This is a genomic window from Enterococcus sp. 5H (genome assembly GCF_028128615.1).
Lineage (GTDB): Bacteria > Bacillota > Bacilli > Lactobacillales > Enterococcaceae > Enterococcus_L.
The window spans coordinates 144,405-169,537 of sequence record NZ_AMDP01000014.1 but is presented as its reverse complement, the minus strand read 5'-3'; the positions used below and the strand labels follow the sequence as shown (position 1 = coordinate 169,537).

The 25,133-nt window shown below is 35.7% G+C and carries 26 protein-coding genes; 7 read left to right on the top strand and 19 right to left on the bottom strand.

The window, feature by feature from the left end:
* Position 1: 1 nt before the first annotated feature.
* Genes C240_RS04455 through C240_RS04445 form a run of 3 tightly spaced genes read right to left on the bottom strand, consistent with a single transcriptional unit; the run spans position 2 to position 2,288 of the window.
* Complete coding sequence (locus C240_RS04455) at positions 2–1,624, bottom strand: hypothetical protein (RefSeq protein WP_271491526.1); 1,623 nt, start codon at positions 1,622–1,624, stop codon at positions 2–4.
* Positions 1,602–1,967 (bottom strand): hypothetical protein, encoded by a 366-nt coding sequence (locus C240_RS04450; protein ID WP_271491523.1) that lies wholly within the window; start codon positions 1,965–1,967, stop codon positions 1,602–1,604. Before C240_RS04450 ends, C240_RS04455 begins: the two co-directional genes overlap by 23 nt.
* A gap of 33 nt (positions 1,968–2,000) precedes the next feature.
* Entirely contained in the window at positions 2,001–2,288 is a 288-nt protein-coding gene (locus C240_RS04445) for a TIGR04197 family type VII secretion effector (RefSeq protein ID WP_271491520.1), read from the bottom strand.
* A gap of 803 nt (positions 2,289–3,091) precedes the next feature.
* Here C240_RS04445 and C240_RS04440 point away from each other — a divergent pair.
* Positions 3,092–3,340, top strand: a complete 249-nt coding sequence (locus C240_RS04440; RefSeq protein WP_271491517.1) for a hypothetical protein — start codon at positions 3,092–3,094, stop codon at positions 3,338–3,340.
* A 65-nt stretch (positions 3,341–3,405) separates the two neighbouring features.
* On the opposite strand, the gene C240_RS04435 is transcribed toward C240_RS04440, so the two are convergent.
* A complete protein-coding gene (locus C240_RS04435; protein ID WP_271491515.1) occupies positions 3,406–5,628 on the bottom strand; it encodes an excinuclease ABC subunit UvrA in 2,223 nt (740 codons plus the stop codon).
* A gap of 248 nt (positions 5,629–5,876) precedes the next feature.
* Here C240_RS04435 and C240_RS04430 point away from each other — a divergent pair, with 248 nt between their 5' ends.
* Complete coding sequence (locus tag C240_RS04430; RefSeq protein ID WP_271491512.1) at positions 5,877–6,608, top strand: MerR family transcriptional regulator; 732 nt, start codon at positions 5,877–5,879, stop codon at positions 6,606–6,608.
* Positions 6,609–6,656: 48 nt separating this feature from the next.
* Here C240_RS04430 and C240_RS04425 read toward each other — a convergent pair whose 3' ends face one another.
* The 6 genes from C240_RS04425 to C240_RS04400 form a co-directional block, all read right to left on the bottom strand.
* Positions 6,657–7,190 (bottom strand): DNA-3-methyladenine glycosylase I, encoded by a 534-nt coding sequence (locus C240_RS04425; RefSeq protein ID WP_271491509.1) that lies wholly within the window; start codon positions 7,188–7,190, stop codon positions 6,657–6,659.
* A gap of 92 nt (positions 7,191–7,282) precedes the next feature.
* Positions 7,283–8,206 carry a transketolase family protein gene (locus tag C240_RS04420; RefSeq protein WP_271491506.1) on the bottom strand — a complete coding sequence of 308 codons (924 nt, stop codon included), beginning with the start codon at positions 8,204–8,206 and terminating at the stop codon, positions 7,283–7,285.
* On the bottom strand, positions 8,203–9,036 hold the full coding sequence (locus C240_RS04415) for a transketolase (protein ID WP_271491503.1): 834 nt from the start codon (positions 9,034–9,036) through the stop codon (positions 8,203–8,205). Before C240_RS04415 ends, C240_RS04420 begins: the two co-directional genes overlap by 4 nt.
* Positions 9,036–10,403 (bottom strand): PTS ascorbate transporter subunit IIC, encoded by a 1,368-nt coding sequence (locus tag C240_RS04410; RefSeq protein WP_271491500.1) that lies wholly within the window; start codon positions 10,401–10,403, stop codon positions 9,036–9,038. Before C240_RS04410 ends, C240_RS04415 begins: the two co-directional genes overlap by 1 nt.
* 53 nt (positions 10,404–10,456) lie before the next feature.
* Positions 10,457–10,738: a PTS sugar transporter subunit IIB gene (locus C240_RS04405; protein WP_271491497.1), complete on the bottom strand. Its 282-nt coding sequence runs from the start codon at positions 10,736–10,738 to the stop codon at positions 10,457–10,459.
* Positions 10,735–12,786, bottom strand: coding sequence for a BglG family transcription antiterminator (locus tag C240_RS04400; protein WP_271491494.1), 2,052 nt, complete (start codon positions 12,784–12,786; stop codon positions 10,735–10,737). Before C240_RS04400 ends, C240_RS04405 begins: the two co-directional genes overlap by 4 nt.
* 448 nt (positions 12,787–13,234) lie before the next feature.
* Here C240_RS04400 and C240_RS04395 point away from each other — a divergent pair, with 448 nt between their 5' ends.
* Both C240_RS04395 and C240_RS04390 read left to right on the top strand, forming a co-directional pair.
* Positions 13,235–13,837, top strand: coding sequence for a LemA family protein (locus tag C240_RS04395; RefSeq protein WP_271491491.1), 603 nt, complete (start codon positions 13,235–13,237; stop codon positions 13,835–13,837).
* Between the two features lie 6 nt (positions 13,838–13,843).
* The gene (locus C240_RS04390) at positions 13,844–14,659 is read left to right on the top strand and encodes a TPM domain-containing protein (protein ID WP_271491488.1); all 816 of its coding nucleotides are present in this window, start codon (positions 13,844–13,846) and stop codon (positions 14,657–14,659) included.
* A 254-nt stretch (positions 14,660–14,913) separates the two neighbouring features.
* Here the strand turns inward: C240_RS04390 and C240_RS04385 are convergent, their stop codons facing one another.
* Entirely contained in the window at positions 14,914–15,336 is a 423-nt protein-coding gene (locus C240_RS04385) for an activator of HSP90 ATPase (RefSeq protein WP_271491486.1), read from the bottom strand.
* Between the two features lie 363 nt (positions 15,337–15,699).
* On the opposite strand from C240_RS04385, the gene celB reads away from it, so the two are divergent.
* Together celB and C240_RS04375 are read left to right on the top strand one after the other, a co-directional pair.
* Positions 15,700–16,968 carry a PTS cellobiose transporter subunit IIC gene (gene celB, locus C240_RS04380; protein WP_271491483.1) on the top strand — a complete coding sequence of 423 codons (1,269 nt, stop codon included), beginning with the start codon at positions 15,700–15,702 and terminating at the stop codon, positions 16,966–16,968.
* A gap of 74 nt (positions 16,969–17,042) precedes the next feature.
* A complete protein-coding gene (locus tag C240_RS04375; RefSeq protein ID WP_271491479.1) occupies positions 17,043–17,765 on the top strand; it encodes a GntR family transcriptional regulator in 723 nt (240 codons plus the stop codon).
* A 71-nt stretch (positions 17,766–17,836) separates the two neighbouring features.
* On the opposite strand, the gene C240_RS04370 is transcribed toward C240_RS04375, so the two are convergent.
* The 7 genes from C240_RS04370 to C240_RS04340 form a co-directional block, all read right to left on the bottom strand.
* Positions 17,837–19,237 carry a glycoside hydrolase family 1 protein gene (locus C240_RS04370; RefSeq protein ID WP_271491476.1) on the bottom strand — a complete coding sequence of 467 codons (1,401 nt, stop codon included), beginning with the start codon at positions 19,235–19,237 and terminating at the stop codon, positions 17,837–17,839.
* 266 nt (positions 19,238–19,503) lie between these two features.
* Positions 19,504–20,262, bottom strand: coding sequence for an ABC transporter permease (locus tag C240_RS04365; protein WP_271491473.1), 759 nt, complete (start codon positions 20,260–20,262; stop codon positions 19,504–19,506).
* On the bottom strand, positions 20,259–20,909 hold the full coding sequence (locus tag C240_RS04360) for an ABC transporter ATP-binding protein (RefSeq protein ID WP_271491470.1): 651 nt from the start codon (positions 20,907–20,909) through the stop codon (positions 20,259–20,261). The genes C240_RS04365 and C240_RS04360 overlap by 4 nt, the downstream gene beginning before the upstream one ends.
* A gap of 151 nt (positions 20,910–21,060) precedes the next feature.
* The gene (locus C240_RS04355; protein ID WP_271491467.1) at positions 21,061–21,906 is read right to left on the bottom strand and encodes a VOC family protein; all 846 of its coding nucleotides are present in this window, start codon (positions 21,904–21,906) and stop codon (positions 21,061–21,063) included.
* A 23-nt stretch (positions 21,907–21,929) separates the two neighbouring features.
* Positions 21,930–22,526, bottom strand: a complete 597-nt coding sequence (locus tag C240_RS04350) for a nitroreductase family protein (RefSeq protein WP_271491464.1) — start codon at positions 22,524–22,526, stop codon at positions 21,930–21,932.
* Between the two features lie 164 nt (positions 22,527–22,690).
* Positions 22,691–23,056, bottom strand: a complete 366-nt coding sequence (locus C240_RS04345; RefSeq protein ID WP_271491462.1) for a DUF1304 domain-containing protein — start codon at positions 23,054–23,056, stop codon at positions 22,691–22,693.
* Positions 23,057–23,067: 11 nt separating this feature from the next.
* Positions 23,068–23,706 carry a nitroreductase family protein gene (locus C240_RS04340; protein ID WP_271491460.1) on the bottom strand — a complete coding sequence of 213 codons (639 nt, stop codon included), beginning with the start codon at positions 23,704–23,706 and terminating at the stop codon, positions 23,068–23,070.
* 85 nt (positions 23,707–23,791) lie between these two features.
* Here C240_RS04340 and C240_RS04335 point away from each other — a divergent pair, with 85 nt between their 5' ends.
* Positions 23,792–24,127, top strand: a complete 336-nt coding sequence (locus C240_RS04335) for an ArsR/SmtB family transcription factor (RefSeq protein WP_271491458.1) — start codon at positions 23,792–23,794, stop codon at positions 24,125–24,127.
* A 167-nt stretch (positions 24,128–24,294) separates the two neighbouring features.
* On the opposite strand, the gene C240_RS04330 is transcribed toward C240_RS04335, so the two are convergent.
* On the bottom strand, positions 24,295–25,125 hold the full coding sequence (locus C240_RS04330) for a 3-keto-5-aminohexanoate cleavage protein (RefSeq protein ID WP_271491455.1): 831 nt from the start codon (positions 25,123–25,125) through the stop codon (positions 24,295–24,297).
* Between the last annotated feature and the right edge of the window lie 8 nt (positions 25,126–25,133).

The window sequence follows — 25,133 nt, the reverse complement described above, 5'->3', positions numbered from 1 at the left end:
TCTAATAATCCTTCAATTCATTATTTTTATCCTTTAAGTTACATAAAAATCGATACGAATCATAGTATTTTTCTTTTAATTCTTTCATAGAGTTAACTTTTAGATTATCAAATATAGTTTTTTTCACTTCGTTATACGATGTATGTTCAGTAAAAATTTCTGCTCGACTTTGTCCTAATTGCAAACGAGCATGATAATAATTCATTGCATCCATGTAAGACCATTGATTTTTGTTCATTAAATACGTTATATTTTCTGAATCCAAATCTGCTTTATAATCATCTGGACCTAAGCTTGGTACTGCTTCAGCCGCTTTCGTTGAATCACCTTTCCAACCAGATAAACGATTAGCATTTTCACGACCGCCATTTCCAGCAGCTGCTGGAATACCTGGATTTAAAATGGTAGCTTGTGTAATAGACTGGTGTGCAAAGTCTCCTCTCCCCCTCATTTGATTATATTGGTCATTCCATAATTTTTCAAAATCTTCCGTTGATAAATCATATCCCAAAGCTTGCCCCATAGTATTTTTGAATTTTTGTCGTTGATCTTTGTTTAGATCACTAAAAGATATATTACAAGATGATGAAATCATGTTTTGTATTCTTACTTTATAACGTAATAAATCATAGTCTGTATCACTTAAGCCAAGTAATTTCTTTAACTGATCCTCAATCGACATAGCATCACCACCGCCATCAGTAATCCCTACACCTGCTGTATTGGCCCACATAGCAGCTTGTTTTAAGCTTCCTTCACCATATACTAAACCACCTAGTAAACGATTCAGAATATAGTCTCGTTCTTTCTGTGAAAGATTAGGATAATTTTTCTCAATATTTTCTTTCATTTTCAAAATAATTTGCGCTGTCTCATCATCAAATCCATACTGTTCTTTCAAGTTTCTCACAAATTTCTGCTCACTTTTTTGATGACTATCATTCCAACGTTTATTCACATCTTTCATCCAAGCTGTATCCTTCAAAGAAAATCCTTTGCCATTCCAACTTCCTGCACCAATACTGCCGTCGCCATTAACACCTAAAGCCTGCATCCCTTTTGTAAGTAAAATTCCTGTATCACTCAAACCGTCAAAATAACTGGTAGACTGGTCACAAAATTCAAGAAACTTTTGAAGTTTTTCTTCTAACTTAGTCTTTTTTGCTTGATTTCGAGCGATTCCTGCATCCATACTATTAATTGCTGCTTGAAAAATCATTCCCATCAATTTAGAGTTCTCTTCTGACAAATTTCGTTTAGCTTGGGTGAAACTATCTTTTGAAGACTGAAAATTTTGAATCAAATTATCCGCTTCTCGAATTTGTTCTTCTAATTCTTCCGAATCTAAATCTTTACTTCCACACTTTGATTTATAGCCTTTCAGATAGTTTTCGTTGGCTTGTACAACTGCTTCACCATGTAAAATAGCAGCTTTACATAATGCTGGGTACGCACTTGAAATATAGCCTTTTATTGCGTCCATTCCTTCTCCGCTCATACCGACCGCAAGTAGAATCCCTTGCGTTACAGTTGAAACAGACTCCAATGCGTCACTATAGCTTTTTCCAAATATTTTAATTTGCTCTGTTTGAGTTTGAACTTCACCAATCACCATTTTTACCATCAGCATTTTCCTCCTCTCTGATAGCTTGTAATTCTTGTTCATAAAGTGCTTCAGAGCGATCATCCAATTGTCTTTTATTTCTCGTTAGTATTTCCTGACCTTCATTCATTTCATCAAAAAAACGACATTCTTCTATGCGAGCTTCTTCAACAATATCTTCAAAAAAAGAAAATTCTACTTGTCCATAAAAATAGGCTACTATCCGTTCATTTTGTATCCGTTCCCTGGTAGCCAGCTGTTCATATTCATCCATTTGACGTTCTAGTAACAGGCTAAGCTGAACATTCTCTTCTTGCTTTTCTTCGTTTTCCATTCGTTTCTTTCTAATGTCATCCTCTTCCATATAATCCACTCCTTAAGCTAAAAGCTTCAATAGCTATTTCGTCAAACCTGTAAATGGCATGTCAAATAACTTTTTTGTCTGAGAATCTGCTCGTTCAAACGCCGCAACAAAGCTGTAAATATTTGCTACATCACGATTTAATAGTTGCTGGATTGTTGTGGAAGAGGTTTTAAATTCTTCAAAAGTACTAGTTGCTGTAGTATTTCCTGGCACAGTTGTACCAGAGGAAAATGTAACAGTTTGCGAAATCGTTAATTTATCATTGGCTTGACCAATCTTAGTTGCCTGATTTTGTGCTTCTGCACCATTAACATCAATCATTTCATTAAGACTCCTTTTTTATTTACAACCTTTCATGTAAATTATATCTTATAAAAATAATTAAGTACATCACATTATATACAATTAACTTATATTTAAAAATCAATTATTTTTCTCCTTTGTTCGTATTGACCATTCATGTTAAGTTCTTTATACTTATTGATATAGGATAGTAACGAAAAAAGCTTTACGAACTAGTAAAAGTTCATAAAGCTCCATCACATTTAAATAATCATTGGCACTTCAAGTATTTGGCGGGAACCTTATACTGGAAGTCCTTGTAAAGTCAGCAGTAACTGCCCAAACAAGTCGCCAATAGTCGCTAACATTACAACTAGCTTTTTTCATTGTACAAAAATCAAGTGTCTTTGACTGCTTCTTTTTTGTCGTGTTTTATTTGATGAGAAGTTAAATAGTAAGGTTGGCTCATACTATTGATGAACAGGTATTGGGAAATCTTCCCGATATCTTTTTTTGTTGCTATCCTACTGTGTAACAACGACCTGATAGAAAATAAAAAACGGCACCTCATTACTTTGGCGGGAACCAAAATAATGAGGCCCTGTAAAGACAGCAGTAACTGCCAATACAAGTTGCCGATAGCCGATACCGAAGTACCAGCATGTTTTATTGTACCCAATTTCAGCGTGAATTTCTACCTTATGTGAGAAATTCTTTTGGATTGTGGCAAGATGTTTGCTGTGGTTTTTGTCTATTGAAAACTATGAGGCGTGGGTCTGATCGTTTTTTATTTGTCTATCTAGTTGGATTTTTTATCAAATTTAGACTAGGAGAATGTAGACATGGAAAAATCACAAGAATCGAAAACAATCGCTTACCAAGATATTTTGGCCGCAAGAGCTTCTTTGCATGAGCTAAAATCATGGCATGAAGCACTTCATTTTATGCAGCACTTCCTTGATCCAAATGTACAGAGAACGCCGCAAGTTATAAAGGCTTGTTCTGAAATGTTTGAGGTCGTTTATCAACATTTTGGTACTTTACTTGCTGAAACTGAAGCAAACTTGGATACATATACTAAAGCTAAATAATGAGTGTTCATAGTAATAGAAAAAGTCGAAGATTCAGAGTTCTTCGACTTTTTTTCTAATTATCGCTAAATAAACTGTCCAGTAATCGAGTGACTCTGTTTGATTGCTTCTGGTTTCCCTTCAAACACGATCTCTCCTCCTTGATTACCGCCATCAGGACCGATATCTACGATCCAGTCTCCTTGCTTAATCAAATCAACATGGTGCTCAATCACAACCACCGTATTTCCTTGATCCACAATGTGATTCATAATTTGCAGTAAATGTTCAATATCAGACAAATGCAATCCTGTTGACGGTTCATCCAACACGTAAATACTGCCTTTTTTATAAAACTCACTGGCTAATTTCATTCGTTGACATTCTCCGCCAGATAAGGTATTCATTGATTGGCCTAAAGTCAAATAGCCTAACCCAACTTGATCCATCGCTTGAACTTTTTTCAAAATTGCTGCTTCTTTGAAAAATGCCAATGCATCTTCCACCGTCAACGCTAAAACTTCAGTAATGTTTTTCCCTTGGAATTGGTAGGCTAATACTTCTTGTTTATACCGTTTTCCGTGACACACATCGCACTCACTTTTTATTGTTTCCATAAAGGCTAGATTCGTCTCAATATAGCCTTGCCCTTTACAGTTTTCACAACCACCTTTGGAGTTATAGCTGAACAATGATGGCGAAACGTCGTTGGCTTTACCAAATAATTTCCTAATATTATCCATAATGCCAATATACGTTGCCGGATTCGAGCGTGAATTGGTTTGAGCTGCCGCTTGATCGATCACGATTGTTTCAGGAAATTCTGCTAAAAATGAATCTTTTACTAAGGTACTTTTCCCTGAACCTGCTACACCTGTAATCATCGTCAGCGTTTTCTTCGGCACTCGTAATGCAGTGTTTTTCAAATTATGTTTACTTGACGAGCGACCTTGATAAAAATCTAAGGCTGGTCTAATTTGTGTTTTTAATTCTGTTTGATTTTTTAAGAAGCGTCCTGTTAATGTATCGGACTCAAGCAATGCTTTGTAACTTCCTTCAAACATAATTTCTCCACCATGTTTTCCAGCATGAGGGCCAACTTCAATCACGTGATCGGCAATTTTTATGACATCTGGATCATGCTCAATCACAATCACCGTATTGCCTTTATCCCTTAATTTTACTAATAGCTCGTTTAAACGGTGAACGTCTCTAGGATGCAGCCCAATACTAGGTTCATCAAAAATATAAATAAGGTCTACAAGGCTATTATTTAAATGTTTCACCATTTTTACTCGCTGCGATTCGCCGCCAGATAACGTTGCAGTTTCACGATCTAAACTAAGGTAACCTAACCCAATTTCAACCAAATGGCTAATTTTTTCTCGAAGATTTCTAATAACGGGTAAAGCGTTAGGAATCTCAATTGTTTTTAACACTTCCAACATTTTCCCAAGTTCCATTGAGGTAAAATCAGTAATCGAATACGCTCCAACTTTAACAGCCAATGAAGCTTGAGTTAATCGCTTCCCTTCACACAATGGACAGTTGTCTTCAATCGTATATTCATTGATTAATTTTTGCGTTCGCGGCGATATTTCGCCTTCTTTTTGTAAATACAGACGGTTAAACTTCGTGAATAACCCTTCATAGCTTAAATTAACACCATCAATTTTCACTTTAAAATCTTTCCCATAAAGCAATGTGTCTAACTCTTTTTCCGTATAGTCTTCAATTTTCTTATCATTGTCAAAAAGTCCTGAATCCAAATAGCCTTTCATATACCATTCGGTGTTTTTAAATGCTGAAAATTGAATAGCACCACTGTTTAAAGATTGTGTTCGATCTAAGAATTTATCTTCATCAATTCGAACAGTTTTTCCAATCCCTTGACATTCTGGACACATACCAGCTTGGTCGTTAAATGAAAAATAGTTGGCTGTTCCAATACTAGGGGTTCCAAATCTTGAATAAAGTACCCTTAATAAAGGATTGATATCCGTGATCGTTCCTAACGTTGAACGAGAATTTCCACCAAGACGTTTTTGATTGATGACGACTGAAGTCGCTAAATTTTCGATACTGTCCACATCTGGATGTTGATATTTTGGCAAGAAGTTTTGAACGAAAGCACTGAATGTTTCATTTAATTGTCGTTGGGATTCATTGGCAATGGTTTCAAATACAATGGAAGACTTACCTGATCCTGAAACACCTGTAAAAACGGTTATTTGTCGTTTGGGTATTTTAACAGAAACATTCTTCAAATTATTTTCTCGTGCCCCAGTAATCGTTACATATTCTGTCATAAAAATCCTCCTTAAATTTAAAAGCGGAACAATTCGTTTAATCCTGTAGAAAATTAGGAAATTGGCTTTGAGACGCTTTTTGGCTCACTGACAATTTATCTATTTTCGGAAAAATAATTTAATCAGCTAGATAAAACCAGACTAACCTTATAGTATCACATTAATGCAAATTCTAAGGTTTTTAATTACAAATATTTTTATATAGACTATAATAATGAAAAAGCTTGTTATCCGGAGGAATAGTTCAAATGATTCGACCAATTGAGATTGCCAGAGAGTTAAACATCAGCACCAGTTTATTGCGACACTATGAGAAAAAACAACTCCTTCCATTACCTGAGCGAAGCAGCAGCGGCTACCGCCTTTACACCCAAGAAAGTCTTCATTATTTCCGTGCGATTAGAGCAACTACAATTGCATATGGCTATCACGCTGCAGAAAAGATCATGAATACAATCCAAACAAATGACTACACCGCTACATTTTGGTTAATCAATACCGAGCAAGTGAAACTCAATCAACGAAAAAAAATTTCAGATCAAACGTTAGCACTTTTACATGAGGAAGAATGGCAAGAAATTACCCAAATGCCAAAACGAGGCTGGTTAACGATTGGAGAAACAGCTGAGCGTTTGGCGATTACCGAAACGGCGATACGTCATTGGACCAAAGAACATCTTCTTGAAGTTCCCCGTGATCCAGAAAGTAACTATCGTATGTTTGATGAACACGCAATCCAACAACTATTGTTTATCAGAATGATTCGTGCATCTACATGGTCATTGAATGAAGTCAGAGAAATACTTAGCCAATTTCAAGCAGATTCTCCCAAAAGGATGATTGATCTTGCCGAACAATCATTACGTACATTGAATGAACTACTTAAACGGCAAATGATTTCGACAAAATATATTTATGAACTGCTTCAATATTTACAGTCTGATTTTTTTGAAGATTTTCCTAGTTCTGATTTTTACTAAACCTAAAAAAGCGCAGTCCGATGATTAGACTACGCTTTTTCAGATGCTCTATTTTGTTTCTCGGTTTAATACCTCATCTTGAATCATTCCGCTTGCCTTCATAAACATATAGGTCACCACTGGACCAACAAAAGTAAAGCCATGCTTTTTCAGATCTTTGGCAACAGTTTTAGATAAAGGTGTCACATTGGGGACTTCATAGACTTCTTCATACACATTCAACCGCGGAACTCCGCCAACAAAATCCCACATATACTCGGCAAAACTGCCATATTCTTGTTGCACAGCTAAAATTGCTTGAGCATTTTGGATTGTGGCTTGGATTTTCCTTGGATTACGGATCATCTCTGGATCTTGCATAACCCTTTCAACATCGTCCGGCATCATTCCAGCAACTTTTTGAATCTCCATATTATGAAAGTTTTTTAAAAAAACAGACAATTTACCGGCTGCTGCTTTCCAACTTAGACCAGCTTGAAACGTTCCTACAGTTAGTAAGATGAAAAGTAAACGATCATCATGAGTGGGTTTGCCCCATTGTTCATGATACCATTGATAGTTTGGTTGTGATTTTTTTTGCATATCTACTCCTCACGTTAACTGTTTTATTTATCATACCATAAAAAAGAAGCCTGAAATAAACACAAGTTCACTCAAACCTCTTTTTAAAATGACTATTTTAAAACTTCAAAAATAGCTTCAACTATGTCTTTTGCTTGTAAACCATACACTTCTTTCAAATACGCTATTTTCCCTACTTGTCCAAATTGTTCTTTAACCCCTATCCGTTTCGTTTTTACTGGATAGTGTTCAGCAATTATTTCAGCTACTGCACTGCCTAATCCACCAACCACATTATGGTTTTCTGCTGTGACAATCGGTCCTAATTTAGCAGCTTCAATCACGATATTTTCATTCATTGGCTTAATTCTAAAAAGATCAATAACTTGCACAGAAACATCTTTTTTTGCTAATTTTTCAGCTGCTAGAAGCGCCTCTTCCACCATAATCCCGCTGGCAAAAATAGTTCCATCCGTTCCATCTTTTAACTTACAATAACCTTTAGAGAAATCAGTATCTGCATCATAGATTGACCATGCTTGTTTTCTAATCGTTCGAATATAAAACAAGCCCTTTGCCTTATGAGCGTATTCTAAAATAGCTTTAAACTGATAAGGATCCGATACTTCATAAATATTATTCTTTGGAATAACCCGCATCAATGCAATATCTTCAAACGGCATATGGGTTCCACCATTCATTTCTGCTGTGACTCCTGGATCGGTTCCCACAATCACCGCATGGTTTTTAGCATAGCCCAACGAAAGAAATACCTGATCAAATGAACGCCTTGTTGCAAAAGGAGCAAACGTGTGAATAAAGGGAATAAAACCCGTTACCGCTAATCCAGCAGCCGCACCCATTTCTTCTGCTTCCATAATCCCAACGTTAATATAACGATTGCCTAACGCCGCTTTTAATTTGCTTGTTCCCATCGAGCTGGCTAGATCTGCTTCTAGCGCAACTACCTTTTGATCTTGTGCAGCTAATGCTTGGATTGTTTTAGTATAGACTTGTCGCATTTCTAGTTCTTTCATTGATTTTCCACCTCAATTTTTTGCGCCAACGTGTTGATAGCTTCGCTAATTGCTGCTTTTCCAGCTTCATCAGGCCGCACATGATGATTGTCTGCTAACCTTTCAAAATAAGAAACTCCTTGTCCTTTAACTGTATCTAAAACAATTGCTGTCGGTTTGCCATTCGTTTGTTTTGCTTGTATAATCGCAGCCTCAATCGCTTTGACATCTGCCCCGTTCACTCGCCAACTGTTAAAACCAAAAGCCTGCATTTTTTCAACAAAATCAAACGGATCACAAATATCAGTAGTATAACCATCCAGTTGTTTCTTGTTATCATCAATCATTACAATGAGATGATCCAGCTTTTGATGTGCTGCAAACTGGAAAGCCTCCCAACACTGCCCTTCATTTAATTCACCATCACCAACAATTGCATACGTGAAATTCTCTTTTCCTAATAATTGATTTCCTTTAGCAATGCCCGTTGCAGCTGAAATACCTTGTCCGAGGGAACCTGTCGTCATATCTATTCCAGGCGTTTTGATACGATCTGGATGAGAGGGTAAATTGGTACCATTTTGGTTTAAACTAAAAAGAATTTTTTCATCAAAATAGCCCTTCAAAAATAAAGTTGCATAAAGTGCTGGACCTGCATGACCTTTAGAAAGAACAAAATAGTCACGATCTGGATCATCTTTTCTTTCTGGCGAAACATTTAGCACCTTTCCATATAAAACAGCTAAAGTTTCCACAATAGATAAACTACCGCCAAAGTGTCCAAATCCTAAATTAGCCAATTCTTTCATCGTATAGTAACGAATTTGATCCGCAAATTTTTGAATATCCATTATGCAGCCTCCTTCGTTTTTGTTGCTGTTTTTTTGCCGAAAACTGTTAATGCAATCAGCAATGCTAGTACTGCTAGAACGCCAACGACCACTGCAATTTGACCGCCCATATCAGCTAATTTACCAAGAAAGATTCCAGTTACACCATAATCTGTATCAGAGAAAGTCGAACCTTGGAAGCCTAAATCTCCCATAACAGGCATTAATAAAATCGGCATAAAACTAATAATCACTCCATGAATAAATGAACCCACCACAGCACCTCTTACTCCGCCAGTTGCGTTTCCAAAAACACCAGCTGTTGCTCCACAAAAGAAATGCGGTACCACTCCGGGAATAATCACAGTCGTCCCTGTTGCGATCATAATAAACAAACTCACAATTCCGCCAACAAAACTTGTTAAAAAGCCAATCAAAACTGCATTCGGTGCATACGGAAAAACAATTGGACAATCCAGCGCTGGAATTGAATTGGGAACTAATTTTTCTGAAATCCCCTTAAATGCTGGTACAATTTCAGCTAAAATCAAACGAACTCCTGCTAAAATAACAAATACACCTGCCGCAAACATCCCTGCCTGTTGTAGCGCGTAAATAATGTAATTCGTTCCATTGCTAAGATTTTCCGTAATATAGCTATTTCCTGCAAATAACGCTACAATCGTATACACAATTCCCATAGTTAACGTAATACTAACAGTTGAATCGCGCAAAAATGAGAGACCTTTAGGAAAATTAATATCTTCTGTTGATTTCTCTTTATTTCCAACATATTTTCCGATAAACCCACTCAGTGCATAACCAAAGTTTCCTGTATGTCCTAAAGCCACGGAATCATTTTTGGTAATTTGTTTGGTAAACGGTTGAGCAATTGCCGGAAAAATTGTATTCGCCAATCCTAAAGCTAAGCCGCCGACTAAAACTAAAGGTACAGCGCTCATATTCGTAACACTCATAATGACAGCGATCATACAGGCCATATACAGTGTTGCATGACCTGTTAAATAAATATATTTAAACCTAGTAATACGGGCAATCAAAATATTAAATGCCATTCCAGCCAACATAATTAAAGCTGTATACGTACCATACTTAGTGAGTGCCAACGCAACAATTGCTTCATTATTTGGAACAACTCCCTGCATGTTAAAAGCATGCTGAAACATATCACCAAATGGCGCTAATGATCCTTCAATGACACCGGCACCTGCTGTTACCACTAGAAAACCAACAAAGGTCTTAATTCCACCACGAACAACATCAGAAACCGGCTTTTTTTGCAAACCTAATCCAAGTACTGCAATCAACGCTACTAAAATTGCCGGAGTGCTGGCAATATCAATCAAAATATTTAATACACCGTTCATTTACTCTTCCCCACTTTCATTTACTTTTAGAAATTTGATTAAACTAACTATCTTTACAATAATCCTGCTTTTTCACAAACCACTTTGACTTTTTCACGTAATTCATCCATATCGATAATACTGTCTAAAACGACTACATTTCCTAAATGCTGCGCACTACTTGCTAAATCTCCACCAACAAAAAAGACATCTGCTAAGTCTGGTGTTGCACTTCCCATGTCATAGTGAGACACTTCTATCCCTGTTACCCCTAACTCGTTTAATACATTTTCAATATTCATTTCCACCATAAAACTAGATCCTAATCCCGATCCACAAACTGCTGCCATTTTCATAATGATTCTCCTTCCTTTAGTAACTGAATAATTGTTTCCTTGTCCGATGCGGCTAATAATTTTTTCAACTTTTCTTTGTTTGAAAGAATTTTGGTTAAACTTGCCAAAGCCTTCAAATGCATTTCATTATCAACTGCAGCTAAACAAATAAATATTCTAATTTCATGCTTAGGATCATCTAAAAGCAAGACAGGCGCTTTGACCTTTAACAGCGACATTCCTAAGTCCTTAACACCATCTTCTGGCCTAGCGTGTGGCAAGGCAATTCCTTTCCCAATATGAATAAATGCACCATAATCCTTAACTTTTTGAATCATCGCCTCAATATAACTATCTGTAATTTTTTCTTGTTTTTTTAATGGTTGTGCGGTGTAGGTAATCGCCTCTTCCCAATTCAATTTTTCATCTGTAAATTGAATCATATCGTAGGTCAACAACTCAGATAACATTGGTTTCTCATCTTCTTTCACTTTCAATTTTTTAATCATTTTTCGATTTAAAATACGATAGATTTTTTCTTTTGTAACACCTTGTTTCAACTCGATATAAGGTAATAAAGTTTCAATAATTTCATCAACAGAAGGTACCACAATGCCTGGAATCAGTAGATCTTCTTGCACACAGCGAATTAAGTTGTTTTTCTCTAATTGTGTCATAATCGGATTAATTACATAACATTTTTTCGCCGTATCTAATGAAACACTGGAAAAAATGACATCATAATCTGATTCGGAGATGCTCTCAAATTGCCCCACTGTAGTTGCCAAACTAAAATCAATCGTCGGAAATAACTCTTTCAATTCCGATTGCATAATTAATGATGAACTAATTCCACTTGGACATAACACAAGCGCTTTATAACGAATGATACGATTTAATTCTCTCTGGTTACCAATTTCTCCACCAAACAATATTGTAAAGTAACCAATCTCTTCATCTGGTATTTGCTTTCCAACCAATTTTTCTAAGGGCTGTAATGCAATTTTCGTCAACGCAAAAATCTCTCCGTATTGTTCTTTAATTTCTGCTATGAGTACATTGGCTAAAGAAAAATGATAGTTGATTCTAAAATACGCTGGTACTAGATGATAAAAAAGATCCAACAATAATTTTCGATAGGCTTTAAATTCTATTGCGGCTAAACGTTCCATCTCATGAATAATCTGACTGGCGCACTCCAATAAAAATTCTAACGCCGTATCTCGAACTTCTCCTTGAGTAATCGTCATAAAGATTAAGGTAAAATACAATTGTTCATCTTCTCTATCAACTACATCAGAAAATTTTTTTAAAAACAATTGACTTCCGCGATAAGCATTCAGTTTTTTCAGGATAGTTTTGGTCTGTCTATCCAATCTAACTGAGTATTTGTTAGCACGACACAAAATATAAGAGCTAAAATAAATTGTTTCTTCAATTCGACTTGGAACAATCACTAAATCACTAGAATTAATTGCTTCAAATAGAAAGTGGCGTACATCAGCTTCCAGCGTTTTTGACTGCTTCATTAATCCTTTTTTTAATCCGAATTTCCCTGCTTGTGATAAAGCTGCCTTTACAATCATCCTATGTGCTTGCAAACGAATCTGCGCTTCATCTCCTACCAAATAAAATCCGGTTTTACGCGAATACTCTAAAGTAATTTGATATTCAGTCAAATCTTCACGCAGTTTTTTTATATCCGATAATATTGTGTTTTTGCTTACTTGGAAAAAATCTTGATAATAGTAAACAGATAAATCATCTCTTTCAATCAACGTTAACAAATAAAGTAATGCTTGCCTCTCAGATTCCGAATAATAGATTTCTGATTCTAAAATTCCAAATTGAAGTTCTAACCATTTATCCGTAAATTGCTTTGGAAAATAGATTTTATCAGCTTTCCAATAGATCAACTCATAAGAAAACTGTTCTAAAAGTTGGTTTATTTTCCCTAGTTGATCGATGACTAATTCCGATGTTAAACCTGTTCTTTCATTGATTTCTTGAATGGAGTAACCCACTCCGGCCGGTATGTCACTAAGATAACTCATTCGATAATCAATCATTTTATTCCTCCTGTATCCACTATATTATGTAAACGCTACAAATTAAAGAAAGGTTGGGTCTAATCTACTTTTACTTTTAAAAAAAAATTGGACTCAGTTGCTAAACTGCCCTTTGATCTTCTTGTTTTCTAACTTTCACAACGGCTATATTTTATATCAAAAACAGACAATAATTCTTTCTCATGTCCTGTAGTTAATAAGGTCTATAATCGACTTTTTTGGCTAATAATAAAAAAATCTTTATAATAAAACTATCTAAAACTAATATTCAAACGTTTCTGTATTAAAATAGGTCTTAAGTTGGATGTCAAAACATTGCAGCAATATTACAATATCATTACTAACTAGTTTCGTGAGCTAGCTGAATAAATAAATCAAGGATCGTTTAGCCTTTACCAGCTCTACTCACAAACTTGTTCAGCGTTTAAATTTAAGGAGGAATAAGGATATGAAAAACAGCAAATCAAAAGTTGGGTTGATCGCACTGATCGTCGTTGTTTTGTTAGTTATATTTGGGATCAGTCAGTATAACGGCCTAGCGAAGAAGGAACAATCTGTCGAGTCGCAATGGAGCCAAGTGGAAAACGTGATGCAAAGACGGGCTGATTTAATTCCTAACCTAGTCAACAGTGTCAAAGGTAGCATGACACAAGAGCAAAAAGTCTTTGGTGATATCGCAAAAGCTCGTGAAGCTTACGGATCAGCGAACTCCGATTCAGAAAAAATTCAAGCCAGTCAAGAATTAGATCAATCAGTAGGAACATTAATCAATGTTATTAATGAAAACTATCCGGAATTAAAATCAAACGATAACGTTCAAACCTTAATGACTCAATTAGAAGGCACTGAAAATCGAATTTCAGTAGAGCGTAAACGTTACAATGAAGTTGTTCAAGAATATAACGAACAAGTCGTTTCTTTCCCAAAAAATATTTTTGCAAATATGATGGGACTAGGCAAGAAAGAGTACTTTAAAGCTGACCCTACAGCAAGCTCTGTGCCTTCTGTTAATTTTGATGATTCATCCACTAGTTCTTCCAGTGGGAAGTGATGAAAAATGAAACTCATTAAACGAGGTTTTTTACCTAGTATTTTATTTTTACTTGTAAGTTTTCTAATTGGCTTTCAATTACCTGTAGCAGCAGAAGTACTACCAAACGCTCCAGATCATTTCTATTTAGATCAACCGGGTATTCTTAACAATGCTACAAAGAATTTAGTGGATAAAAAAGGGGAAGTTTATAAAGAAAAACCAGAAGCACCTCAAGTTGTTCTAGCTGTCATCAACTCAACTGATGGGGATAGCATTGACAGCTACGCTCCTGACCTTTTCAAAAAGTGGCAAATTGGGAATCAGAAAGAAGATAATGGTGTTTTAATTCTATATGCAGTAAATGACGGGGAACGTAATGTTCGCATAGAAGTAGGCTATGGATTAGAAGATGTTATTACTGATAGTACCGCTGGTAATATCTTACAACATGCAAAAGAGGATTTAAAATCGGATAACGATGCTTCGATCAATAAAGGACTTCAATATACATTCAACGCCGTAACAACCTTAATTGATAGACATTACGATTATCCAGCAGATGAAAATACGTTGTCAGATGATGATATGGATGAAGCAACCTCTGAAGACAGCTCTGGTTTCGAAGACTTTTTAGGTGTTATATTTATTGGAATCATCGTCTTAGTTGCTATCTTTAGTAGCCGTGGTGGTCGTGGTGGCCGCGGTGGTCCTTGGTATTGGGGCGGCGGTTATGGCGGTGGCTACGGTGGCGGATCTTCTGGTAGCAGCGGAGGATTTGGCGGCGGTGGCGGTTTCTCTGGCGGAGGAGGTTCTTCTGGCGGTGGCGGTGCTAGTATTTAATTTTTAGAAATTTAACTTTATTGAGTAGGAGATAAAACTGTTTTAGTTTTGTTTCCTGCTTTTTTCTATTTTTCATCAAAATTGTATCGTCATTTTATAAATATCATACAGGGCGAGAAATTTGCAAAAAATATTAGCATTGTTAGCTGGATAGAATTTGTAACAATTGCTTACAGAGCAGGAATTAGGAACACAAATAAAGACAACCAACTAATGATTGTCTTTATCTAATAGCAATTAAAATATATCTTAGATTAGTTGCTTAGTTTTATAAGTTCAACTCCAGCTTTGTCCCATAAGTCGTTCATCATATCATAATATTCATCTTCCATAGCAACATCTACAAACATTTTTGTTTGATTATCTATCGGTTCAAAAATGTAATGTTCCAACATATTGGCAAATTCAGGAACTTCAACATATTTTTCATCATTGACTTCACCTAAGAATGAGAATTTGATTTCTTTTTCAGGTTCAAAAACAACTACTTTAGAAACCAAACCATTCCCTGAATCATCAACAAATGAAACTGTTTCATTCAATCCCATATTCCCTGTATATGTTGACCCACCTTGAAAAGCATCTGCCCATTTTTCATACTTGCTCCGATCCATAATGAGTTGCCAAGCATCAGCTGGACTACAATTAAGTAGAAACTCTTTTTTTATATGTTTCATGATAAAGCCTCCTTTTGATATCTTTTTGTTACTATCATTGTAGTAAAACGTGCATATTATAGCAAAATATAACTATTTTTCCTTACAGCTTTCTATCTATGTATAAGTAAATTGAGGTATTTTTTTTAATGATACGACTCACATTTTTTTAAATAATTCAAAGTAAAAGTACCTCTTAGTTCCTAAATTAAACAAGATTCCTTCAGGTAGTTTATCCCGTAAATCAATCTTTATATCAACGCGTAGGCTTTTGCTTAAAAATAAAAACGACCATTAAAAAATAAAAGTATAGACATTTATAAAATAAGATGGTATATTACTTTTGTAATCGATTACAACTATCAAGAAAAGGACTGATGATGTATGAATGGCTTTATGGATTCTCTTGGAGAAAAGATTATGCCTTTAGCGAACAAGCTTGGGCAAAACAGATATTTATCTGTGCTTAGAGATGCCTTTATGTTGGCTTTTCCCTTAACAATGTTTGGATCAATCATCGTTGTTATCAACAACCTTCCCTTCTTTAGTGACGCAACCAAGGGAACTCTGTCAACACTATTTGGGAACGGTCAAAATGCTACAATGAGTATTATGTCGGTTTTTGTTACGTTTGGTATTGGCTATTATTTATCAAAATCTTATGATGTTGAAGGCATTTTTGGCGGAGCCGTTTCTTTTGCTAGTTTCTTACTTTTGACTCCATTTGTCATGACTCTTGAAAACGGTACCGAAGTTACTGGTGTTTTATCTTTAGATCGTTTAGGTGCTAAAGGTATGTTTATCGGTATGATCGCTGCTTTTCTTGCAGGGGAAATTTATTGTAGAGTTACCAAAAAAGGTTGGCAAATTAAAATGCCCGATGGCGTTCCACCTGCTGTTTCAAAATCTTTTGCGGCATTAATTCCTGCTATTTTAACGTTATCTGTTTTTCTACTGATCAATGCAGCTGTTACAGGTTTATTCCATACTAATCTGCATGATGTTGTCTATGAAATTATTCAAAAACCATTAGTCGGTCTAGGCAGCAGCTTACCAGCAACTTTGATTGCGTTGTTCTTCGTTCAATTTCTGTGGTTCTTCGGATTACATGGGCAAATTATTGTTAACTCAGTAATGGATCCTATCTGGAACACATTAATGTTAGAAAACTTAGATGCTTACAAAGCAGGCGAAAAATTACCTCATATTATCACAAAACCATTTATGGAAACCTTTACAGTTGGACTTGGCGGTTCAGGAATGACATTAGCAGTTATTTTGATTATGGCTTTTGTTATGAAGAAAAAACAATACCGTGATATTGGACGTTTAAGTTTGGCTCCTGGTATTTTTAACGTAAATGAACCTGTGATCTTTGGGTTGCCAATTGTATTAAATGCGACAATTCTAATTCCTTGGGTGTTAGCACCATTAATTGTGACAGGACTTAACTACTTTGTTATGGCTGTTGGGATTGTTCCAGCGCCAACCGGGGTATCTGTTCCATGGACCGTGCCGATTTTCTTTAGTGGGATGTTAGCGACTAATTCACTTTTAGGCGGTATTTTACAACTTGTTGATTTACTTTTAGTTGGTGTGATTTGGTATCCGTTCTTACGTTTATTGGACAAAGAAAAAGAAAGTGCGATTTAATCGCACTTTCTTTTTTCTAGAATTGTCTAGACATTCATTTTCAGTTACAATACTAGTTAGGGGGTGTTCACAAAATGAAGCCAAAATATGAAGAAATCGCTGATACTCTGAGAGAGCGTATTAAAGAAAATATTTATCAAGCGGATACGTTTTTGCCGAATCAAACCGATTTAGTGAAAGAATTTAATGTGAGCCGCATGACTGTAAAAAAAGCAATTGGGATTTTAGCGATGGAAGGTCTGCTTTATTCTCAACGCGGATCTGGAACCAAAATATTAAACCGCTCATTTTGGGATAAAGATACCTCGCCAGTAAATGAATATGATGGTTTAAGCAAACAAATGCACGATCGCCATAAACATTTAACCAGTGAAGTCATTTTATTTGAAGTAGAATTTCCTTCTGAACAAGTCCAAGAACGCTTAGCAATCAGTCCAGAACAGCCGGTTTATAAAATTATCCGACTACGGATTCTTGAAGATGAGCCCTTTATTTTAGAGCATACATATATGCCTTGTGATTTAATTCCAGGACTTACAACAGATGTTTTAAAAGGTTCTATTTACTCTTATGTCAAAGAGCAGTTGAACTTAACCTTCGGTGGTGCCTATCGAAATATTCAAGCAGCAAAATCAGATGCTTACGATCAAAAATATTTAAGCTGTAAAAAAGATGATCCCGTACTGGAAGTTCAGCAAGTTGTGTATTTAAAAAACGGACGGCCACTGGAGTATTCTTGCAGTCGAAATCGGTATGATCAACGTGGGTATTCTATTTTAAATGTGGAATATGTTTAATAAAAAAACGAAAAAGTGAGTAGGAAAAAACGATAGTCGTCTTCTCTTACTCACTATATTTTTGCTTAAAATTAGTTATCTGTCAGTGTATTTGTTGCTGCTACTTGTTTAAACCAGTGTCCAGATTTTTTGATTGTTTTAATTTGTGTATGAATGTTTGTTGAAATAAATCCATAGCGGTTTTTATAAGCATTCGCCCAAGACCAACAATCAATTGGTGTCCATAAATGATAACCAAAACAATTTGACCCTTCTTCAATCCCTTGATGAACCCACTCAAGATGTTCACGAATAAAATCGATCCGATAATCGTCTATAACAACACCATTTTCATCCATAAAACGTTCTTCTCCAGAAATGCCCATACCATTTTCAGATACAAACCATGGAATATTTTTATAGTTATCACGAATATTAATCGCAATATCATACAGCGCTTTTGGATAAATTTCCCAGCCACGATCAATGTTCATGCGACGTCCCGGCATATTATATTCATCAAAATAGCGATTTGGCAACCATTCACCCACACTATTTGGCGCAACATCCGGTGCTTTCACACGATTTGGATGATAGAAATTCACACCTAAAACATCAATCGTATTTTCTTTGATAATGGCTAATTCTTCTGGGGTACTTTCCCATAAAACACCATCTTTAATAAATAATTCTACTAACTCTTCAGGAAATGTCCCATGAACTGCGGTATCTAAAAACATCCGATTATTAAATAACTCTGCAATATTAGCTGCTGCAACATCTTCTGCACTATCAGACGCTGGATAAGTTGGAGTTAAGTTTAAAATAATCCCGATTCTACCACCATCGTTTTGCAACCCTAATTTTCTGAATGCTTGAATCGCTTTTGCAGAAGCTAGATTTAAATTATACGCCACTTGTACAGCTTTTTTGCCATCAACAATTTTAGGATAGTGGAATTGATGTAAATATTCTCCTTCTACAACGACGATTGGCTCGTTATGAGTAAACCAATCTTTCACACGGTCTCCGAATAATTCAAAACATTTTTCAGCAAACAACACGTATAAATCAACGACTTTTTTCGACTCCCAGCCGCCATATTGATGGTAAAGTTCTACAGGTAGATCAAAATGATGTAAGTTCATTACTGGGCGAATGCCTGCTGCAATAAAAGCATCAATCACTTCGTTGTAAAAACGAACAGCATCATCATTAACAGTCCCAGTTTCTAAATCATCAATTAAACGTGTCCATTGAATTGATGTTCGCACACTATTTAAACCAACTTCTTTCATCAACGCAATATCTTCTTTAAAACTATTATAAAAATTTGATGTTACGTCAGGTCCAACTTGATCGTAAAAATCAGTGGGTTCAATTTCATACCAATAATCAAACATATTCGCATGTTTTTTATTAAATCGTCCTTCACTTTGCGGTCCAGAAGTCGCAGCTCCCCACCAAAAATCTTCTTTAAATACTTTTTGCATAAATGTCCCTACTTTCATTACTCATTATTGTATACACTTACATTATAAATCGCTTTCTTTTAAATGTCTATACTTTTAACTAATAAGTATATAAAAACTGAGACAAAAGCTTACTTCCGAAGCCTTCAATTCTTAGAGCTTTAGCTCTTAGAAATTGATGTGATCGGAACGAAGTGGAGTAGCCACTTTTTTCTCGCCGTTTATTCGGATCTAGTGAGTGAAACAAAACTGATTTTTAGTTTTGTTTCACTCACCTTTTATTCAATTTAGATGGTTAGTTGTTTTCGTTCATTATAATAGCTCTTATATGCCAAATAAGTTGCAATTACCGAACCTATACTTGTTGCAGACAACAACATAAAAGTCACCATAATCTGATATTTAATCGCATGAACTGGATCAACTCCAGCAAAAATCAACCCCGACATCATCCCTGGCAGGCTAACAATCCCCACTGTTTTTGCTGAATCAATCGTTGGTGCCATACCTGTTCGAATACTTTCACGTACGATGTTCTTAGATGCTAATTTTATATCAGATCCCAGTGCTAATTTCTCCAGAACAGCTTGTCTTTGATCGTGAAACAAACTATCCATATTTCGGTAGCATAGCCCAATTGCCACCATCGAATTACTGGCAATCATGCCGCTAATTGGAATAATTTGAGATGGAATAAAACGAATAGCTCCTGAAAGAACTAAAACACCAATGGTTACACCTGTACTACAGGCAATTGCTGTTAAGGATATCAAAAAACTATTACGCAGATGATTGCTTCTTTTTCTCGCATTTAGCGCTGCGTTAAGAATAATAATTCCTGCCATCACAATTGTCAAAATTTGATTGTCTACTTGAAAAACATACTTAAGTAAATACCCAACTAAAATCAGCTGAATAATCGCACGACATACACTAATAATAATATCTTTTGTAAAGCCTAACTTTTCTTTATAACTAATAAAAAGTGCAACCACAACCAACATTCCTGCAAAGAACAATGAAAGATCATTTACTGCTAAATTCATTTATCTTCCTCCAACTGACCAGCTATAATTTTTTTGACTACGGTTGCTTCAGCAATTTCTTCTGCATCATGAGTTACGCGGATTAATGTTACTTGTTTTTCCTGATTCAAATGAAATAGCCATTGATTAACGATTTGTTTGCTTGCTTCATCCAGCCCCGAAGTGACTTCATCTAAAAGTAAAACTTTCGGTAAAAATACGACATTTCGAATCAAAGCCACCCGCTGTTTTTCTCCGCCAGAAAGTTCTGTAATATTTTTATCGAGGTAAGCTTTGGGTAGTTCAACTTCTTGTAACAGATCTAAAATATGATTTTCCTCAAACTCTTTTTTGCGTACTTCATATGGAAATGACAGGTTATCCCGAACGGTTTTACCGAATAATGATGGCTGTTGAAAACAATAAGAGACCTCTCTTCGATACATTTCAGGCTCCATTGTGGAAATATCTTGGTCTTGAAACTTAATTGTTCCAGTTGTGGGAGATAATAGTGATGCTAAGAGTTTTAATAATGTGCTTTTGCCGCTGCCTGATGGACCAGTTATGGTGGTGCGGCTGCTTTTTTTGAAAATTAGAGATATATTTTTTAATATTTGTTGTCCAGCTACTTGATATGAAAGCTGTTCAGTTTTTAACAAATTACTCAATGATCTTCGGCTCCAATCTCTACATTCTATTGCTATTTTATCTTAGCACAACTAAGTATATATGGAGAAATCATTTAAATAAACACATTAAAAAAGAACTTAAGATTTCTCCTAAGCTCTACTTTTTGGTTCGTTATACCTGTTTTATTAATTAATATTGAAATTTAATAAGCATTCCATTTGGATCTTGAAGTGTTACTTCTTGATTTTCCACTAAATAGTCAATTGACTGACTATCTAAATGTTTTACTAAGTTATCAAACGATTCTTTAGACGGTAATTGAAAACTATACCAAGCTAATCCTAGTTGATTTTCAGTCATTAATGGTAAATTTAATCCCGCCCAATTATTGGTGCCAATATGATGATGGTAATTTCCAGCTGCAAAAAATTTAGCTCGTCTGCCAAAATTGCTTTTCAACGAAAAACCAAGCTTTTCAAAAAAGGCTTCTGTTTCATCTAAGTCTGCTACTTGTAAATGGACGTGACCAATTCTGGAACCTGGTGCTAAGCCAAGCCAGTTGCCATCAGCCGCACCAACTACAGCATCACCATCTAATTCTTCTGTCACACCGACAATTTCACCATCTTCACGAATATCCCATTCAAACATCGGTTTATCACGATAAATTTCAATACCATTGCCTTCTGGATCAGATAAATAGATTGCTTCGCTATAACCATGATCTGCTGCTCCAATTTCCACTTGATTTTGTAATAGCCATAATAAGCTATTACCTAAATCTTTACGCGAAGGTAAAAGGAAAGCCGTATGATACAGTCCAGTTGTTTCCATTTTAACAGCTGGTTCTGAAAGTTCTTCTAAAATCAAAATAACTTCGGAAGAGTCTTGCGTACCAAGAAAGGTTGTGTTTCCATCTTGCTTCAATAAAACAAGTCCAATCATTCCTGTATAAAATTCGGTCATTACTTCTAAATTCGCTACTTTTAATTTTACTTGTTTTACGATGGTTTCTGCTGGTAACTGCATGCTCATCCGTCTTCCCTCCAACCTTTTAATTAATTAAATTCTAAGAAGCGTTTGCTATCTTCCATGTATTCTTTTTCGCCAGCTTCGGCTTCAATTGAACCAAATACAAGTTGTGCTCTCAATTTCCATTGACTTGGAATTGACCATTCTTTAGCAACGGCTTCATCAATCACTGGATTGTAATGTTGTAGATTTGCACCAATATTTTCTTGTGCTAGAGCAGTCCAAACGTTGGCTTGCGTTAAACCACTTGCTTGTTCTGACCAAACTGGGAAATTGTCAGCATATAATTCAAATTGCTCTTGTAAATTTTTTACGATATCCATATCTTCGAAGAAAAGAATTGTTCCAGTTCCAGCTGCAAAGCTTTGTAGTTTTGCTTGCGTATTTGGGAAAGCTTCCGCAGGTGTTAATGGTTTCAACGCTTCTTCAGTGATTGACCATAATTTTTTATGTGCATCGCCAAATAAAAATACAGCACGTTGTGTTTGTGAGTTAAATGATGATGGACTTTCTCTAACAACTTCTTTTACTAAAGCTGAAATTTCATCATGTGATTGTGGAAGATTATCTCCTAAAGCGTAAATTGAACGGCGTTTTTTTAATGCTTGAATAAATTCTGTCATGTGTATTGCTCCTTTTCATTTTTTAATTTGTTTTTTGATTACTTACACAGTATAACACTTACAAAAAGTAAGTAAAGAGTTTTGACTTATTTTTTGTAAGTTTTTTTCAAGCCAAAAGAAAAAGCCTAAAGCCACTTATTTGCGGCCTTAAACTTTTACCTCTTTTATTTAAAAATAAGCAATGCTATCAAAGTAATAATTGCTGGTAGACCTTGTTTTAATAAAATTGTTTTTGATGAAGTCAGACCACCATAGACAGCTGCAACAATCACACAGGAAACAAAAAAGGTCACCACTGCCCAGCTATTCGCAGCGAAAAAGGCACCCCATAAAATCCCAACAGCTAAAAATCCGTTATATAGTCCTTGATTTTTAAACAAGGTTTGGACACGCGGATCAGATAAAAATTCTTCATCTACACCAAATGAACGTTGTGCAGCCTTTGATGTTGTTTGAAACATTTCTAGATACAAAATATAGAAATGTTCGATTGCAACAATAACTGCCAAAACTAATGGAATAATATGCATTGTTTTTCCTCCTATTTCCAAGTAGTAATATCTGCAGCAGGTAAACGATAAGATGGATAACCTTCTTCGTTTGCTTTACCAATAGAAACAATCATCACAGGATAATAACGTTCACTATCCATATCTAACGCAGCAGCTATTTTTTCACGCTCAAAACCGCCGATTGGATTTGTATCATAACCATACGCACGAGCAACTAACATTAAATTCATTGCTGCTAGAGCTCCGTCAATCGTCGCCATTTCTTTTTTATCTTCTGTCGTCATTTGTTCAAACAATGGACTCAACATTTCTAATTGACGTTCTTTCACTTCTTGCGGCATTAAATTTTGTTCCACAGCCGTGCCATAAATTTTTTCTGCATGTTCAAAGCTATTTAGATCACCAAAAATAACGATCATTGCAGCCGATGTTTCATTTTGTAATTTATTAAAACGGACTAATGGTTCGATTTTTTCTTTACCTTCGTTACTCTCCACGACTACAAAACGCCATGGCTGCATGTTAACAGAAGAGGGTGCTTTTACGGTATCGTTAATGATCTGCTCCATTTCTTCACGGCTGATTTTTACTGCCGGATCATAATTGCGAACTGACCTTCTACCTTTCATAATTGTGTCAAAGTTATTTTCTTTATATGTGTTTTCCATAATATCCCTCATTTCTATTTATAGTTCGACGTTTTTCGAACATTAAGAATATATCACGGCTTCATTCATATGTAAAGCGTAATGTTTGTGTTATAATCCATTTATGAAAACTAATAATGATTGCAGCAATGATCCCGTTCTACAAGCTCTTCAAGCTGCTAGTGATCCGATCCGCTTAAATATTCTTACTTGTTTAGTGTTCAATAGCGAGAAAAGAATTACTTCTGAAACCTACAATATAGTAAAATCAACTCTTTCTCATCATATAAAAATGCTAAAAGATGCCCAATTAATTCAAGAAATAAAAATTGGAAAGACCAAGAAATATATCTTGAATCAAGAATATATTGAGCGTGAATTACCTGGATTACTTGAGTTGATTCGCTTTAGAGCCAAAGATCAAGAGAACGACAGAGGCTGAGACAAAAGTGTTTAGCTCCGAGAAATAAGCCGAAATTCACGAAAATTGTTCTTCAAATTTTCGTGAATTTCGGCTTATTTCCGAAGGAGCTGCTTTTTTCTCGCCGTTTATTCGGATCTAGTGAGTGAAACAAAACGGATTTTTAGTTTTGTCCCACTCACTTTCGTTTAAACTTTTTTAACTAATCCTAATAGCTGTCTTGCCTCATCAGGTGTCGCTATTTCTTTACCTAATTCCGCAATTAAGTTTTTTGCTCGTTCGACAAACTGAACATTTGACTCTGCAAGCTGACCTCTAAAGAGATAACTATTATCCTCCATCCCCACACGGACATTTCCGCCAAGTGCTAATGTTGCCATTAAAATTGGTGTACTTTCTTTTCCGATCCCAAATGCACTCCATGTCGCATTTTCTGGGAGTAAACTTTTTAAATAAACTAGATTTTCAACTGTAGCAGCAATTCCTCCCGGCGCTCCTAAAACAAACTGAAAATGCAAAGGTTCTTTTAAAATTCCTTTTTTAACATAGTACAATGCTGTATATAACATTCCCGGATCAAAAACCTCAATCTCAGGTTTTACGTTGACTTCTTGCATTTTTTTACCTGCTTTTTCTAGGAAGGCAGGTGTATTTTCAAAGACTGTTGAATGCTGCCAATTCATGGTACCGCAATCGTAACTAGCGATTTCTGGTAATAATTCTACGAAAGGTTTCATCCGTTCATCATCATTAAAACCAATGCCGCCGGAAGTCGTAATGTTAATGACAATATCGCATTTTGCTCTGATTAGTGTCACTGTTTCTTTAAATTTTTCAAAATCCATTGTTGCGTTACCAGCCTCATCGCGCACATGAATATGCGCAATTGCTGCACCTGCTTGATAACATTTGTAAACTTCATCAGCAATTTCTACTGGTGTTAGTGGAACATTTGGATTATTTTCTCTTGTTGTAAAACCACCTGTTGTGGCTACGGTAATAACTACTTTGTTACTCAATCTATTCA

Coding starts and splice junctions, on each gene's coding strand:
- C240_RS04455 (WP_271491526.1), bottom strand. CDS start 1,624: ATGGTAAAAATGGTGATTGGTGAAGTTCAAACTCAAACAGAGCAAATT.
- C240_RS04450 (WP_271491523.1), bottom strand. CDS start 1,967: ATGGAAGAGGATGACATTAGAAAGAAACGAATGGAAAACGAAGAAAAG.
- C240_RS04445 (WP_271491520.1), bottom strand. CDS start 2,288: ATGATTGATGTTAATGGTGCAGAAGCACAAAATCAGGCAACTAAGATT.
- C240_RS04440 (WP_271491517.1), top strand. CDS start 3,092: ATGGAAAAATCACAAGAATCGAAAACAATCGCTTACCAAGATATTTTG.
- C240_RS04435 (WP_271491515.1), bottom strand. CDS start 5,628: ATGACAGAATATGTAACGATTACTGGGGCACGAGAAAATAATTTGAAG.
- C240_RS04430 (WP_271491512.1), top strand. CDS start 5,877: ATGATTCGACCAATTGAGATTGCCAGAGAGTTAAACATCAGCACCAGT.
- C240_RS04425 (WP_271491509.1), bottom strand. CDS start 7,190: ATGCAAAAAAAATCACAACCAAACTATCAATGGTATCATGAACAATGG.
- C240_RS04420 (WP_271491506.1), bottom strand. CDS start 8,206: ATGAAAGAACTAGAAATGCGACAAGTCTATACTAAAACAATCCAAGCA.
- C240_RS04415 (WP_271491503.1), bottom strand. CDS start 9,036: ATGGATATTCAAAAATTTGCGGATCAAATTCGTTACTATACGATGAAA.
- C240_RS04410 (WP_271491500.1), bottom strand. CDS start 10,403: ATGAACGGTGTATTAAATATTTTGATTGATATTGCCAGCACTCCGGCA.
- C240_RS04405 (WP_271491497.1), bottom strand. CDS start 10,738: ATGAAAATGGCAGCAGTTTGTGGATCGGGATTAGGATCTAGTTTTATG.
- C240_RS04400 (WP_271491494.1), bottom strand. CDS start 12,786: ATGATTGATTATCGAATGAGTTATCTTAGTGACATACCGGCCGGAGTG.
- C240_RS04395 (WP_271491491.1), top strand. CDS start 13,235: ATGAAAAACAGCAAATCAAAAGTTGGGTTGATCGCACTGATCGTCGTT.
- C240_RS04390 (WP_271491488.1), top strand. CDS start 13,844: ATGAAACTCATTAAACGAGGTTTTTTACCTAGTATTTTATTTTTACTT.
- C240_RS04385 (WP_271491486.1), bottom strand. CDS start 15,336: ATGAAACATATAAAAAAAGAGTTTCTACTTAATTGTAGTCCAGCTGAT.
- celB (WP_271491483.1), top strand. CDS start 15,700: ATGAATGGCTTTATGGATTCTCTTGGAGAAAAGATTATGCCTTTAGCG.
- C240_RS04375 (WP_271491479.1), top strand. CDS start 17,043: ATGAAGCCAAAATATGAAGAAATCGCTGATACTCTGAGAGAGCGTATT.
- C240_RS04370 (WP_271491476.1), bottom strand. CDS start 19,237: ATGCAAAAAGTATTTAAAGAAGATTTTTGGTGGGGAGCTGCGACTTCT.
- C240_RS04365 (WP_271491473.1), bottom strand. CDS start 20,262: ATGAATTTAGCAGTAAATGATCTTTCATTGTTCTTTGCAGGAATGTTG.
- C240_RS04355 (WP_271491467.1), bottom strand. CDS start 21,906: ATGAGCATGCAGTTACCAGCAGAAACCATCGTAAAACAAGTAAAATTA.
- C240_RS04350 (WP_271491464.1), bottom strand. CDS start 22,526: ATGACAGAATTTATTCAAGCATTAAAAAAACGCCGTTCAATTTACGCT.
- C240_RS04345 (WP_271491462.1), bottom strand. CDS start 23,056: ATGCATATTATTCCATTAGTTTTGGCAGTTATTGTTGCAATCGAACAT.
- C240_RS04340 (WP_271491460.1), bottom strand. CDS start 23,706: ATGGAAAACACATATAAAGAAAATAACTTTGACACAATTATGAAAGGT.